9 protein-coding genes and 1 riboswitch are annotated in these 13,827 nt (G+C 71.8%); all 9 genes read right to left on the bottom strand.

Features of this window, described 5'->3' with window-relative positions; all coding sequences use genetic code 11:
• The coding region (locus AOK18_RS03575) for a transglycosylase family protein (RefSeq protein ID WP_167738646.1) at positions 1 to 503 on the bottom strand (503 nt) is incomplete at its 3' end.
• 4 nt (positions 504 to 507) lie between these two features.
• Positions 508 to 676, bottom strand: a riboswitch (cyclic di-AMP (ydaO/yuaA leader).
• A 297-nt stretch (positions 677 to 973) separates the two neighbouring features.
• Positions 974 to 1,942 carry a transglycosylase family protein gene (locus AOK18_RS03570; protein ID WP_055693304.1) on the bottom strand — a complete coding sequence of 323 codons (969 nt, stop codon included), beginning with the start codon at positions 1,940 to 1,942 and terminating at the stop codon, positions 974 to 976.
• A 317-nt stretch (positions 1,943 to 2,259) separates the two neighbouring features.
• On the bottom strand, positions 2,260 to 3,582 hold the full coding sequence (locus AOK18_RS03565) for a cytochrome P450 family protein (protein ID WP_055693303.1): 1,323 nt from the start codon (positions 3,580 to 3,582) through the stop codon (positions 2,260 to 2,262).
• 133 nt (positions 3,583 to 3,715) lie between these two features.
• On the bottom strand, positions 3,716 to 4,693 hold the full coding sequence (locus tag AOK18_RS03560) for a nucleoside triphosphate pyrophosphohydrolase (RefSeq protein ID WP_055693302.1): 978 nt from the start codon (positions 4,691 to 4,693) through the stop codon (positions 3,716 to 3,718).
• 137 nt (positions 4,694 to 4,830) lie between these two features.
• Entirely contained in the window at positions 4,831 to 5,481 is a 651-nt protein-coding gene (locus AOK18_RS03555; RefSeq protein ID WP_055693301.1) for a SurA N-terminal domain-containing protein, read from the bottom strand.
• 333 nt (positions 5,482 to 5,814) lie between these two features.
• Positions 5,815 to 6,258, bottom strand: coding sequence for a hypothetical protein (locus tag AOK18_RS03550; RefSeq protein WP_157865011.1), 444 nt, complete (start codon positions 6,256 to 6,258; stop codon positions 5,815 to 5,817).
• A gap of 251 nt (positions 6,259 to 6,509) precedes the next feature.
• Entirely contained in the window at positions 6,510 to 6,701 is a 192-nt protein-coding gene (locus AOK18_RS03545; RefSeq protein WP_055693299.1) for a hypothetical protein, read from the bottom strand.
• A gap of 72 nt (positions 6,702 to 6,773) precedes the next feature.
• Positions 6,774 to 13,055, bottom strand: a complete 6,282-nt coding sequence (locus tag AOK18_RS03540; protein ID WP_240503037.1) for a DNRLRE domain-containing protein — start codon at positions 13,053 to 13,055, stop codon at positions 6,774 to 6,776.
• Between the two features lie 430 nt (positions 13,056 to 13,485).
• Positions 13,486 to 13,827: tetratricopeptide repeat protein (locus AOK18_RS03535; protein ID WP_420865573.1), on the bottom strand; the 342-nt coding region annotated here is incomplete at its 5' end.

Raw genomic sequence — 13,827 nt, 5'->3', positions numbered from 1 at the left:
TGCTGCGGGGCCTGCTGCTGCGGAGCCTGCTGCTGCGGGGCCTGCTGCTGGGACTGCTGCGAGGAGCCGCCGCCCTGGTTGCCGGAGTTCTGGTTGCCCGAGCCCCCGGCGGAACCGCCGCCGGCGTAGGCGGCGTTGGACAGGCCCTTGCCGCAGACCGGCCAGGCGCCCTTGCCCTGGCCCGCGAGGACCTTCTCGGCGATCTCGATCTGCTGGGCCTTGCTGGCGCGGTCGGCGGTGCCGGCGTACGCCGTGCCGCCGTAGCCGGCCCAGGTGGAGGCGGAGAACTGCAGGCCGCCGTAGTAGCCGTTGCCGGTGTTGATCGACCAGTTGCCGCCGGACTCGCACTGGGCGACGGCGTCCCACTCGGAGGCGGTGGCGGCGGACGCGTTGCCGGCCGCCATCAGCGGGGCGGCGACGGCGGCACCGGTGACGCCGGCGACGGCGATGACACGGGTGGCCTTGGACGGACGACGGTGCTTGCCCTTGCCGGAAAACAGCATGGTTGGATCCCCTCACCGACGCCTACGAGGTGAGCTGTCGGGTTCGGGCCGGTTGAGTTGCCCGGCCGCGCCCCTCACGGGACGCGGCTTCACCCCTAGCCGCATCCGGCATCACTCACCGGATTCGGCGCCTACCTTGGGTCCCCCGCTCCTGCCTACGGCGCATGACGCGACGACTGTTCCCGTGCTGCCACTGGCAGGATTCGGCGTGGCGGCAGCCGGGGCCCGCGATGGCGAGCGGTCACGACCGTAGACACGGCCCGGGCGGATTTTCAAAGACGATCAGGGCTTCTGAGACCTATCTCTCATCGTCTTTAAAACGGACATTCAGCACGAAACACGACCTCAACTCGTGCTGTCGAGGCGCCTTTTCGCACACCGGTCCATCTGTCGCCCCGTCACCTTCCGACAGCCCTCCCCGGCTGTCCACCGGCCGGGGAGGAGCCGCGCACCGGGCCGCCGGCCGGACGTCAGCCGTCGTCCGATCCGAACCCGAATGCGAGCGTCTGACCGGGAAGGATGAGGTTCGGGGCGGCCGCGCCCAGGGCCTCGTCGCCGCCGCTGTACTGGGCGAGCCATCCGCCGCCCAGGGCAAGGGAGTCGGAGGCGACCGAGGAGCCGCTCCCGGCGCCCGCGCCGGAATCGCTCGACGGGGACGAGCTGTCAAGGCCGCGCTGGAAGCCGAGGCCGCCGCGCGAGGCGTGCCGGCCGGAGGATCCGGCGTCGCGGTCCTCGCTCACCTCTTCCTCGGCGCTGGCGCCGCGGTGGCGGCCGCTGCCGGCGTTCTCGTCGTCGGCCGACGCCGAAGCCTCGTCCTTTCGCCCCGACTTGTCCGAGTCGTCACCCTTGGCCGGAGCGGAGGGGGACGGGGAGGCGGAGGCGTCGGGCCCGGCCGGTCCGTCCGCGCCCTCCTCCTTCTCCTCGCCGTCCGCGGCGCCCTTGCCGTCCTTCGCGTCCGCCGGGGAGCCGGTGGACTGGGACGGCGCCGGGGTGGCGGACCTCTCGGAACCGGGCTTGCCCGTCGACTCGCCCTCCGCGCCGGCGCCGAGGTCGAGCGCGGACGGGTCCTGGTCCAGGCCCCCCAGCAGCCCGCAGGCTCTCCACGCGCCGACGCCCTGGTCGGCGAGGATCTTCTCGGCCACCGCTATCTGCTGGCCGCGGCTGGCCTGGTCGGCGCTGGTCGCGTAGTCGAGACCGCCGTACTTCTCCCAGTCCGCCTGGGTCAACTGCAGGCCGCCGTAGTAGCCGTTGCCGGAGTTCTGGCTCCACGAGCCACCGGACTCGCACTCGGCGACCCGGTCCCAGGTCGAGCCGTCGGCCGCACTGGCCGCTCCGGCTCCGAGGAGGGGGATCGCGATGGCCGAGCCGGTCACTCCGGCCGCGACGAGGAGAGCCGGAGCCTGGCGGGGGCGACGGTGACGACCGTTCCCGGAGAGCATGCGGAGACCTTTCGCAGACAACGGTTGCTCGCACGGCGGTCGGAACTGTGCTGCCGCAGAAGCGGGGCGCCGCGCTTGAGGGGTGAACGTAGCCGCAGTCGAACGTCTGTCACAAGTTCATGCCGCGCAGATCACATGAAGATCACGGAGTTGACTGGATGTCACCTTCGTGCGGGTCCCGTCCGGGTTCGACGGACCGTGTCCACGACGGACCGGACCGTCACGTGCGCGCGGGCCCAAGGACGGCCCGGAGCGGACTCGGCGACCATCCGGGTCATTTCGGCACGGGTGCCGGGCACCGCGCTCCGTAGGCGAGATCACACCGGCGGAGCCGGGCGGGATCCCGTCGGCGCAGCGGTGAACCGCACCGGCAGCGTGCGCAGTCCGCGCATGATGAGGCCGCCGCGCCACCGCAGCTCGGCCGGGTCCACCGCGAGTTCGAGGTCCGGCAGGCGGGTCAGCAGCGTGGCGAGCGCGGTCTGGCCCTCCAGACGGGCCAGGGGGGCTCCGAGGCAGTAGTGGATGCCGTGGCCGTACCCCAGGTGCTGGTTGTCGCGCCGTGCGAGGTCGAGCGTGTCGGGGTCGGCGAACCGCTCCGGATCGCGGTCCGCGGCGGCCAGGACGACGAGGACCGGGTCGCCGGCCGCGATGCGTTGCCCGCCGAGGGTGAGCGCCTCGGTGGCGAACCGCCAGGTGGCCAGCTCCACGGGTCCGTCGTAGCGCAGGAGTTCCTCCACCCCGGTCTCCAGCAGTCCGTGCTCCCCGGCGGCCAGGGACGCCTGCAGCCGCTCGCGCTGCTCCGGGTGGGTGAGGAGGGCGTAGGTGCCGTTGCCGATGAGGTTGACGGTGGTCTCGAAGCCCGCGAACAACAGGATGAACGCCATGGCGGCGGCCTCGTTCTCGGTGAGGTGCTCACCGTGGTCGGAGGCGCGGATCAGACCGGAGATGAGGTCCTCGCCAAGGGCCGGCTCGGCGGGCAGGGCCTCGCGCTTGCGGTGGATGAGGTCGGCCAGGTAGCCGCGCATCTTCTTCACCGACCGGGCCACGCCGCCCCTGGGCCCGCCCTGATGCCGGATCATCATGCCCGCCCAGTCGCGGAAGTCGTCCTGGTCCTCCCGCGGGACGCCGAGCAGGTCGCAGATGGCGTAAATGGGGAGCGGGAAGGCGAAGTCGTGGATGAGGTCGGCGGAGCCGCTCTCCGCGAACCGGTCGATGAGCCCGTCGGTGAGTTCCTGCACCCGGGGCGCGAACTCGGCGACCCGGCGCGGGGTGAACGCCTTGCTGACCAGTCTGCGCAGCCGGGTGTGGTCCGGCGGGTCGATGTTGAGCAGATGGGTCATCAGCTCGGCCTTGCGCTCGCCGGGGATGCCGGTCTTCCCCTTGGCGTGAGCGGGCTCGTCGTGGTGCGCCGGGTTCTTGGAGAGGCGGGGGTCGGCGAGGGTCTGTTTGGCGTCGGCGTAGCGGGTGACCAGCCAGGCCTCCACCCCGCTGGGCAGCCGCGTCCGGTGCACGGGCGCGTGCTCCCTCAGCCAGGCGTACGCGGGATAGGGGTCACTCGCGAACTCCCAGGTGAAGAGTTCGGGAGCGCCCCGGTCGGACGGGGACGAGGGCCGGTGCTGGGGCTGGGGCTGGTCGGTCACCGCTCGACCGTATCCGGCGGCGGACGGGCAGACGCGCCCCGCTCCCCGCGACGGGCCTCCGGCGGCACACCGGCCGGTGGTGCGCCCCGCTCCCCACCACGGGCTCCCGCCGGCACACGGGGCCGGGGGGCGTCTACTCCCCCACGCCCTCCGCGGCCCGTACCGCGTCCCGGTAGGCCCGGGCGGCCGCGCGCAGTGCCGCCTCCGGGTCGGTGCCCTCCGCCTCGGCCCGCACCGCGAGGCCGAGGAGTTCGTAGCCGATGCCCTCCCCCCGGGGCAGGGGGACGTCCAGCCCGGCCGTGCGGACGCGGGAGGCGAGTTTGGCGGCGAGGGCCAGTCCCGGCTGGCCCAGCGGGATGCCCTCGGTGACCGAGGCGCGCCGCTTCTCGACCGCCTTGGTGCGCAGCCAGTGCTCCTTGACCTCCTCCGGGGTGGTCGCCGTCTCGTCGCCGAAGACGTGGGGGTGGCGGTGGACGAGCTTGGCGACGATGCCGCCGGCCACGTCGTCGACGGAGAAGGGCTCCTCGGGGTGCTCCTCGGCTATCCGGGCGTGGAAGACGACCTGGAGGAGGACATCGCCCAGTTCCTCGCGCAGTTCGTCCCGGTCGCCCTCCTCGATCGCCTCGACGAGTTCGTACGCCTCCTCGATGCCGTACTTCGCCAGGCCCTCGTGGGTCTGCCGGGAGGACCAGGGGCACTCCGCGCGGATGCGGTCCATGACCTGGACGAGGTCGAGCAGACGGGCGCCCGGCAGGTCGTAGGAGGCGGGGAGCAGTTCCAGCTCCGGCATCGGGACGCGGCCGGAGCCGGCGAGGCGGGCCAGGCCGTCGGTCAGGGCGGGCTCGCCCTCCCCGGTCGCCACGACCACCACCGTCCGCCCGCCGGCGCAGGCGCCCACCAGGTCCTCGGCGGCCGGGGACGCCTCCTCGACCGGTACGCCCGCCTCCCGCAGATAGGGCAGCTGCGGGTGGGCGCCGTCCGCGCACAGCACCTCGTCGGCCGCGTGCAGCGCCTGCCAGGCGGGCCAGGACAGCAGGCCGGGCGCGACGCGGTGGCTGGTGGTGAGCAGGACGATGCGGCCGGTCGGGGCCGCGGGGCTGGTTGCGTTCACGATCCGAAACTAACCCACGGCGCCGCCGGTCCCCGAAAGTCGTCCCCGGGGGACCGGCCCGGTGGGGGAGCACACCCGACGCGTCGGGCGACCGGCCCGAGCGCCGGGCGACCGGCGACCGGCGACCGGCGCGAGCGTCAGGCGACCGGCTGGGCCGCGGCCGCCCCCGTGACCTCGCGCACCCACGGGGTCCCGGCGTCGACGCGGCTGCTCTTCTCGTCGTCCCAGGTGCCGTAGCGCGGGTTGAGGTCGACGTCGAGCTTCTTGCTCGCCTCGGACAGCGCCTGCCAGAACTCGGGCCTGCTGGTGTCGGTGCCGAGCCGCTCGGCGAGCTTCTGCGCCTGGAGCTGGAGGCGGAAGTTGTCGTCGAGCCGCTGCGGCGGGACGCCGTACTGCTGGAGCCAGGCCGACTCCAGTTCCTCGGTTCCGCCGGCCTGTTCCTCCAGACCGGACCTCATCTCCTGGACCTCCTTGGGGGTGACAGTCACCCCGGCGTCGTGCGCGGCGCGTTCCAGCACCCGGTCCAGGACCATGCTGTGCAGGGTGTCGCGGGTGAGGCCGCCGGTGCGGGCGACGGCCTGCTGGTACTGGGCCCGGTCCGGTACCGCGGCCTGCTGGGCCTCGCGGATCTCGTCGACCCGGTTCTCCAGCTGCGACACCGTGATCCGCTGGCCGCCCACGACGGCCGCCGCCCCGGGATGCGCATCGTTCCCGCAGGCGGTGAGCAAGGGGGCCGCCGCGCTGAGGGCGGCGGTGAGGAGGAGCGCGGTGCGGCGACGGCGGTGCAAGGAAACCTCCTGAGGAGAGCTTGTGCGGCGGTGCACAAAGTCCTGCGGTGATCGATGGTAGGCAGCGACCGGGCTCCGGCCAACCCATTCGACCAACGATTCACCGGGAGTTCCGGCACCGCCGCGCCGTCCGCCGGGCGGTCTTCGCGGCGCGCTCCGCCGGGGCCCCGCTGTCGGCCGCGTTCCCCCGCCGCTGCGGGGACGGCCTCCCGCGGGCCCGACGGGCCCGAAGGAGGCGGACGGTGGCCCGGTCCGGGGGGCCGCCGGGTGCGGAGGGGTCCGCGGGCCGCCGCGTCCGGCCCGCACCGGGCGGAGCGCCCGCGCCGGGACTCCTCACAGAACCTGGGTCGGGTCCCCGACCTCATCGGCGAAGGTCAGGATTCCGTGCCTTCGGCGCAGAGGACGGGAATTCCTTTCGCGGCGTGCGAAATCGTCCAATAACTCGTAGCCGGTGACCAGTACGACCTCATTCCCCTCGTACGACTCCAAGTTGATCACCGCGGCCTCGAGCAGGCCGATCTCGTCGACCAGCAGGGGAATGCCGCGGAGACCTTGGACCGACGCCAGTCCGGCTCGCGCGTAAAGTGCCGGTATCAGACCGGATCCGCTGGCACCGGCAATCCGCTTCCCACCCGCGTCACTCAACTCGGAAATCCGGGCATGGGCGTGCTCGAAAACTCCGACGAGGGCGACCAACTCTCGAGCCACGATTTCGATCGCATCCGAAGCGACCGGCGCCGAGGGGGCGCGACGTTCATCATGACGACGTCGAAACATCGATGAGCTCCCGGAATGCTCTGTGACGGGGAACCGAATTTCTTCTGATGCCCAAGAATGCCGCGTCACGACCGGTGACGCGACAGTCAAACAGTGCTCGAACCGCAAGGCAAGCATTCCCCCACGCGCCCTCCCGGCGGGCAAACCGGAGGTTTCCTCCCCACATCCCCCACGGCTCGGCGGGCGAGCCCGCCCGTCACTGCCGCGCCCCATCGGGCCCGCAGGCCCCGCGCTACCGCCGCCGGGCGGTTTCATCCCTGCTCGCCCCTCTCCTTCCTGACATCCCTGATTCCCTTGACGGTGTAGAACGTCACGGCGACACCCAGCACGATCTCGCATGCGCCCCACAGCGTGGACCAGCCACCCTCCTGGACATTTCCGATCCCGCTCACCAGCAGGAAGGGGAGGAAGAAGAGAAGAGGGGAAAGCTTGTACTTACCCACGCGAACTCCCTTGCAGATGCATTCACTCGGAGCCGGCAGGGAGCCGCACGCGGCCCCCTGCCGACCGACGGACTACCGACAGCTGTTCTTGCCCGTGTACTTCCTGCAGATGGAACGGCGGCTCGAGTGCGTCAGCGCGTCATTCCACGCGTTTCGGAACTTTCGATTCCTGTTCCAGTTCCTGTAGTCGTTGACCACGGTCTGGGCACCCCATCCCGCGAGCGCGCAGGTGACCAGCCTGCCTCCTGAGGCGCCGCATCGCTTGAGGGTCTTTCGGGGGTTCCGTGCAGCCTTCCAGATCCTCCGGACGGTCTTGACGCGACCGAACGGGGTGACGAGCCCGGCTGCTCCGATCGCCATTTTCCCGGACCAGTAGACGGAACGCCAATTCGGATTACGGCCTATACGGGTCATTTTGTTCGTGAACCGGTTCCACTGCTTCTTTCCCCAGCTCCACTTGCCGTCGAGGTCGTACCGGTTGAGCGGGTCGGCGTGGACGTAGTCGTAGGCGTTGGCGTTGCCGCCGGCGATGGGGTCGACGGAGAGGAAGCGCCCGGTGCCGGGGTCGTAGAGGCGGACGCCCATGAGGGTGACGCCACTGGGGGTTTCGGCGGAGCGCTGCTTGCCGCCGAGCCAGCCGTAGCGGGCCGGGTCGGTGCCGGGCAGCGGGGTGCCGTACTCGTCGTAGCCGTTGACCACCGGCGTGGTGTCGTCCACCAGCGGGATCTGGGTGCCGATGTCGCCGTGCAGGGTCGCAAGTTGCAGGACGACGTCGCCGGTCGCGCCGGTGGTGGCGATCAGGTTGCCGGAGAGGTCTTCGAGGCTGCGGCTGACGGCACCGTCGCCTTCCGCGATCCAGTCCGGGCTGTCGCCGTCGCCGCCGTAGTGGTTGGTCTTGGTGGCGGCCGTGCCCCAGGTGCCGTCCTCGGCCTGCTCCTCGGTCGCCCAGGAGGCCAGGCGTCCGGCCGCGTCCAGGCTCCAGGTGGTGCGCCGGGAGTCGGCGGTGATCCGGCGGACGAGGTCGTTGGCGTAGTAGGCGTTCCTGGCGCCGTCGGCCTGTGCGGTGGTGCGGCCGAAGGCGTCGTAGACGGTACCGGTGGAGATCAGCCGGTCGGCGCTGTCGTAGGTGGAGTCGACGGTCCCGGTGGTGGGTTCGCCGCCGTCGACGTCGTCGACCGTGGTGGTCAGCGAGGTGCGGTTGGTGTTGTCGTCGAAGGTGTAGGCGCGGTGGGTGGTGACGCCGGACTGGGAGTCGTCCACCCGGGTCAGGCGGCCCGCCGCGTCGTAGGTGTACTCCTGGTGGGCGCCGCCGCCGGTGTAGGTGGTGCGGGTGACGACCTGGTCGTGGATGGACTGGGTGGTGGACTCGCCCTGGACCGTCCAGCCGGACTCCCAGTGCCAGTAGCGGGAGGTCTCGGTGCCGGTGGGGTCGAGGTTGAACTCGACGTCCATGTTCCACGGCAGCTTCTGCTTGTAGAGGCGGCCGTCGGAGTCGTAGAAGCCGGTCACGTCACCGATCGTGCCCATGACGGAGTCATGGACCCTGGTGGGCAGTCCGGCGGGGTTGTCGTAGTCGTAGGTGACCGTGGAGGGGGCCGAGTCGGTGGCCCTGATCCTGCGGTCCCGGTTGTCGTACTGGGTGCGGGTGGTGTTGCCTGCGCCGTCGTCGTAGGTGATCTCCCGGCCGAGCAGGTCGGTGGTGCGGCGGATGGTGGCGGTGCCGTTGGCGGTGGTCGCCACGGAGCCGTTGCCCGGGTCGTAGGTGGTGGTCTGGGCCGGCACCGCGGTGCCGGTGCCGCCGGTCACCTCGGTCCGCGTCAGGCGTCCGGCCGCGTCGAAGGTGTTCTCCGTGGTGCGGGTGACGCCGTTGGCGGTCTCGGTGACCTTGGCCTCGTTGCCCCAGCGGTCGTATTCGGTGGTCCTGAGCGGCAGTTCGTCCGGGTTCGGGCCACCGCCGGCGATCTTTCCGGCCGGGCCGGTGGAGCAGACCAGGTCGGCCCATTCCGGCCGTCCCTCGCAGGTGCCGGTGCCGGTGGCGGACCAGTAGCGGGTGACGGTGGCGCCCGCGTCCGAGCCGTTGGACTCGGGGAGGGTGGTCTTCACGACCCTGCCCCGGGCGTCGTAGGCGGTGGTCCTGGTCAGCTCGAGCCCGCCGGGGTCGGTGACCTCGCTGGTGGGCAGGCCCTTGACCCAGTCGTAGGCGGTCGTGGAGGTGCGCACGTCGCCGTCGGTGGGGTAGCCGTCGATCTCCGCGCCGACCGAGGTGGTGGTGGCCTGGTCGGAGACGGTGGCGCTGCCGTCGGTGGGCCGGCCCTCGTCGTAGCGGTGGACGGTGTGCTCGCGTGCGGCGACCAGGGAGCCGGCCGGGAGGTCGGGGCTGTCCTCGTCGCCCCGGAGGGCCTTGGTCAGCGTGACCAGGTGCAGTGGCCCGGACTGCTCCAGCATGCGCTTGCCGTCGTCCGAGTACACCGAGACGGTGCCGAGCTTGCGGGCGCGTTCGGCCGGGGAGTCGGCGAGGATGCCGAGTTCGCTCTGGGTGGTGACCTGGTAGTCCTCGTCGCCCAGGGCGAGTTCCAGGTTGGTGGCGGACAGGTCGAAGACGGTGTTGCCGAACCGGTCGTACTGCTTGGCCGTCAGGTGCCGGCCGGGCAGACCGGTGTTGACCTCGCGGCCGGAGGCGCCGGTGTAGGTGATGGTGGCCTTGTCGTAGTCGGCCGCGCCCAGGTCGCCACCGGTGTGGGAGGCGGGCACCTGGTCGGCGGGGAAGATCGCGGTGGCGTCCGTCGGGGCGTCCGTCTGGCCCCACTTCGCGGTCTCGGCGGGCGAGACCTGGTTCGGGGCCTTGGCGCCGGACAGCGGCACGTCGTAGACGACGGAGCTGGTGGCCCTGCCGCCGTCCTGCTCGTCCTTGCTGCCGGCCTTCAGCGTCGGGCGGGAGACCGCCAGCAGCATGCCGTCACCGGCCACCGTGCCGGAGCCGGCCCTGCCGTACTCGAACGTCCACGGCAGCTCGCCCGGCGGGGTCAGGGTGACCACGCGGCCGGCGCTGTCGTAGGTGTAGGCGGTCTTCAGCGCCGGGGAGATCCGCGGGTCCCACTGCTCGCGCAGGCGGCCCTGGCCGTCGTAGGCGTACTGGGAGACGACCGTGGCGGTGGAGGCCGACGCACCCGGGGCGGTGGTCCACAGGCGGATCCGGGTGACCTGTCCGGCCACGTCACCGAGCGTGCCGCCGCTCGCCGTGGTCGTGGTGGCGTACTGGTACTCCAGGATCCGGCAGCCCTTGGTGGACGGCGTGCCCGCGCAGGTGGCGGCGGGGACCGCCGACGAGGGCGCGATCACGTACTTCGGGCGGGCCAGGACCTTGCCGTCCACCGTGGCCTTCTCCGAGATCACGGTCGTGGTGGAGTTCTCGGTGGGCAGGAAGGTCCTCGACAGCTGCCAGGTGGTGGCCGCCGCGTCCACCTTGGTGAACACCGAGGTGGTGCTCTCCGTGTCCTTCAGGGTGAAGGAGCCCGTCTGCGTGCCGGTCAGGGTCAGGTCCTCGGCGCCGGTTTCCGGCTTCCAGCCCCCGCCCTTGACCGCGGTGAAGCCGATCTCCTCACCGTCCACGTCCACGACGGCCACCGACGTCGCCGAGGTCGTGCGCACGTAGGCCCAGTCGCTGTCGGAGAGTTCGGCCAGGGTGCCCGCGGTCCACTGCGGACCGAAGAGGGCGACCTGCCCCTCCTGCTGGGACCCGTTCGCCGGGCGGCGGGAGGAGAAGGAACGCGTGGCGGCCAGGTCGAACCCGGAGGCGTCGGTGGCCGACAGGCCGAAGTCACCGGTGAGCGTGTTCACGCTGCCGGGACCGATCTCCTCGCCGGGGGCCTCGCCGGCGTCGCGGTCCACCGTGATCGTGCCGGCCGGGGACGCGTCGCTGGTGGTGCCGTCGGTGAACACCGCGCGGACGTCCACGGGGCCGTCTTCGCCGAAGGTGTCGGTGACGTTCCAGACCAGTGCCTCGGCCTCGCCGCCGGTGACCTTCACCGGCCAGGCGGACGGGGTCGACCCGTCGGCCTTGCGGCGCGTGTCCTTGACGGGGACGTCCTTCCAGGTGTCCGTCTCACCGCGGCGGTACTGGTAGCGCACCCCTGTGTCGCCCGTCTTGCCCTGACCGGTCAGCTCGGTGCGGCGGGCGGTCCGGTCCCCGTCACCGGGGGTGAGCAGGGCCGCACCGGAGCCGGCGTAGAAGGTGTGGCCGGTGGTGGCCGAGACGTTCCCGGCCGCGTCCTTGGTGCGCACGGTCAGGGTGTGCCTGCCCGCGCGGAAGACGGGCTTGCGGGAGACGGCCGCACCGGTGGTGGCCGCCGACTGCCAGGCGCCTCCGTCCAGGTTCCACTGGACCTCCTTCACGTCGGCGGCCGGCGGGGTGAAGGTGAAGGTGCCGGTGAAGTCGCCGTTGTCGTCCGGTGTCCCGGACCACTGGCCGGCCGGGAAGTCGGTGGAGGACACCTTCGTCGTCGCCGGAGCGGTGGTGTCGACCGTGAGGGTGCGGAAGGCGGACCAGGCGCTGGTCGCCGACCCGTCCGAGGCACGCGCACGCCACTTGTAACCGCCCGCCGGCAGCGCCGGGGGCTTCCAGGACGCCTGCGCGCCGGAGGCCACGTAGCCACTGGCGCCGGAGCGCAGCGCGGAGGTGCCGTTGGGCGTCCAGACCTCGAAGTCGAACTTGACCTGCGAGCCGTCCCCGTCCAGCGCCTTCGCCGACAGCGTCGGCGCGGTGACGTTGGTGGCGGCCGCGGCCGCCGGGGACACCAGGGTCGGCACGGCGGGGACGGAGTTGTAGGTCACCGACAGGTACGGCGTGTTGGACGCCGCGTTGCCGGAGTTGAACCGCTTCCAGCCGTACGGGTCGGACTCGTCGGAGGCGCGCAGTCCCAGGTGGTTGGTGCCGTTGCCGTTGGACGCCCACGACTTCACCAGCGAGGTCGCGTCGATGTTGACCCAGCCGTCGTTGCAGGAGCCGGAGTACCCCTTGGTCTGGGTGCTGGTGGCGTGCTTCGCGCCCCAGCCGGGCTGGTTGGTCCAGCGGGTGCTCGTCGAGGCCGCCCCCGTGCTGTACAGGTCCCAGCCCTTGGCCGTGCACGACCAGGAGTAGAACCCGTACAGGTTGAGCTTCGCCGCGTTGATCTGCTTCCCGGTGATGTTCTTCATCGGGAACGACAGGAAGGAACGGGCGACCTGCCCGGATCCGTTGTTGCCGATCTTCAGCTCGGTGGCGGTGGACTGGTCGGTGCCGTAGCCCTCCTGGACGAACGTGTCGAAGCTGGCGCCCACGTTGACGGTCGGGTCGATGGTGACCGGGAACCGCGTCTTCTCGTCGGCCAGGAACCCGGCGTCCGGCGTCAGCGTGAGGGTGATCGCGTCACCGTCCTGCGCGACCTTCACCCCGACCTTCGCGGTGTGCGTGCGCTCACCGGATCTCCTGTCGGTGCGGGCGTCCCACATCACCGGCGCCGGAAGGACCCCCGCGGTCCTGCCCTTGGCGTCGGTGAAGGTGACCGAACCGTCCGCGTGGGCCTTCGCGGTCAGCCCCTTGGCCTCCAGGCTGTAGGCGACCTGCCCGTTGGCATCGATGGCGGAACGATTCTTCAGTTCCAGGAACTGCTCGTAGCCGGTCCGCGTGGACTCGATGAGCAGGTCGGTCGCCGGCAGCACGTCCTCGTACCGGGCCACCGTGTCCTCGGCCCCCTCGACCGTGGGCGTGGGCAGGGCGCCGTACCAGCCGAGCCGCATCCGCCGGCCCGCACGGTCCTCCATGGTCACCAGCGGCGCCGGCGCCGACGCGCTCTTCTCCCCGGCCGCCTTCAGGCCCTTGGGGGCGGCCTTCCTGCCCCCGAGGGTCAGCCCGTGAGGGTGGCCCTTCGCCCGGATCGACCCGTCCCCGTCCTGGATCAGCGACGCGTCGACGTCGCGCCACGCGCCGTCGTCACCCTTGAAGCGGACCGGTCCCGCATACACCTCCTCCGTGACCGTGCCCTCGGGGTTCACGTAGGTCGTCGAGGTCTCCGTACGGGCGTCGGTGACCTCGATCCGACGGTTCTGGATCTTCGCCTTGATCCGCGCGGCCGCCTCCGAGGCGGCGGTCGCGGGCCCCTGGTTCCCGGGCTTGCCGGAGGCCTCCACGCCCCCGGCCTCACGTGACAGCGCGACGGCCTCGCCCGTGTGCCCGATGACCACGGCGGCCTCGACCGCCATCAGCAAGGTCAAGGCCAGCGCCACGGGGCGCAGACGTCCCATGGACGGCAGGGGCCGGAACGGCAGTTCGGGATCGGCGGATCTGTGCCGCCTGTCCCGGTGGAGCAGAGATGACATGTGCAGTCCTCACTGGCGCGATTACGCTCTGTACCAGCGATGGATCTTCACACGGGGTTCACAACCTGTCACGACCCTTCCGTGACAATGACTCGAACTCGCCCACCCCCCGGGAGCTGGTCGACCACCCCCCAATTCTCCCCTTACCGCCGCACACTCCCCCATCGTTCCCAAGGTGAATATCGACCATCGCCACCGAAATGGAGGCGGGTCGGCCTTTCGCCGCTCGCATCGGATGTCGCACCACCCGGCGCGTCGCACAGGCCGCGTTTCGGCCAAGCGCTGTGTGGTGCACGTCACCCGCCCCGCGTGCGCCCGGGCCCGTCCGCGCCGGGCTTCGGGGGCCGCCGCCGTGCGTGACCTGCCGGGCCGGTCCGCCGCCGGCTCCGCGGACGGCCCGGGGCCGGGTCCCTCCTCCGGCGCGGTCAGGTCATCCGCGCACCTGCCCCAGCCACTGCAGGGTCCGGCGGATCTCGCCGGCGAGCGGGTGGCCGGGTCCCTGGGAGCGTTCCACGTCGTGCAGCAGCCGGGCCAGGGTCTCGTGGGCCGCGGGACGGTCGCCGAGGGCGAGCAGGAGGTGGCCGATGCGGCGGCGGACGTCATGGGCGAGCTGCGGGTCGCCCGCCGCCACGTACCGGTTCTCGTAGTACGGCAGCAGCGCCCGGTACTCGGAGAGCGCCGCCGTCGGCTGGCCGAGCTGTTCCAGGCACTGGGCGGCCTCGTAGCGGTGGCGCAGGGACTGCGGGTCGGCGTGGCCCGCCTCGGCGGCGCG

It is taken from the genome of Streptomyces prasinopilosus (genome assembly GCF_001419695.1).
Lineage (GTDB): Bacteria > Actinomycetota > Actinomycetes > Streptomycetales > Streptomycetaceae > Streptomyces > Streptomyces prasinopilosus.
The sequence above is the reverse complement of the archived record's forward strand: the minus strand, read 5'-3'. Positions and strand labels throughout refer to the sequence as shown.